The organism is Lentzea sp. NPDC102401, assembly GCF_044765805.1.
In the GTDB taxonomy this organism is placed as follows: domain Bacteria; phylum Actinomycetota; class Actinomycetes; order Mycobacteriales; family Pseudonocardiaceae; genus Lentzea; species Lentzea sokolovensis.
The window spans coordinates 1-1,094 of record NZ_JBIWKS010000042.1; the positions used below are offsets into that span (position 1 = coordinate 1).

At 56.4% G+C, this 1,094-nt stretch carries 1 rRNA gene; it reads left to right on the forward strand.

What is annotated here, in order from left to right:
- Nucleotides 1-1,094, forward strand: a 23S ribosomal RNA gene (locus ACIRG5_RS48390); the annotation flags it as partial.

Genomic DNA, 1,094 nt, shown 5'->3' on the forward strand with positions numbered 1-1,094 from the left:
TTAGAGTGTTCCCAAGTAGCAGCGTACTCGTGAAATTCGCTGTGAATCTGGCGGGACCACCCGCTAAGCCTAAATACTCCCTGGTGACCGATAGCGGACTAGTACCGTGAGGGAAAGATGAAAAGTACCCCGGGAGGGGAGTGAAATAGTACCTGAAACCGTGTGCCTACAATCCGTCGGAGCCTTTAGGGGTGACGGCGTGCCTTTTGAAGAATGAGCCTGCGAGTTAGTGCTACGTGGCGAGGTTAACCCGTGTGGGGTAGCCGTAGCGAAAGCGAGTCTGAATAGGGCGCTTGAGTCGCGTGGTCTAGACCCGAAGCGGTGTGATCTAGCCATGGCCAGGGTGAAGCGCGGGTAAGACCGCGTGGAGGCCCGAACCCACCAGGGTTGAAAACCTGGGGGATGAGCTGTGGTTAGGGGTGAAAGGCCAATCAAACACCGTGATAGCTGGTTCTCCCCGAAATGCATTTAGGTGCAGCGTCGTGTGTTTCACCACGGGGGTAGAGCACTGGATGGTCTAGGGGGCCTACAAGCTTACCGAAATCAACCAAACTCCGAATACCGTGGTGTGAGAGCGCGGCAGTGAGACTGCGGGGGATAAGCTTCGTAGTCGAGAGGGAAACAGCCCAGAACGCCAGCTAAGGTCCCTAAGTGTGTGCTAAGTGGGAAAGGATGTGGGGTCGCACAGACAGCCAGGAGGTTGGCTTAGAAGCAGCCACCCTTTAAAGAGTGCGTAATAGCTCACTGGTCAAGTGGTCCTGCGCCGACAATGTAGCGGGGCTTAAGCACACCACCGAAGCTGTGTCATTTCGAGTTTACTCGGGATGGGTAGGGGAGCGTCGTGTAGCGGTTGAAGCGGCGGAGTAATCCAGCCGTGGACGCTATGCGAGTGAGAATGCAGGCATGAGTAGCGAAAGACGAGTGAGAAACTCGTCCGCCGGATGACCAAGGGTTCCTGGGCCAGGCTAATCCGCCCAGGGTAAGTCGGGACCTAAGGCGAGGCCGACAGGCGTAGTCGATGGACAACGGGTTGATATTCCCGTACCCGTGTGAACGCGCCCATGATGAACCTTGTGATACTAACCGCCCAAAGC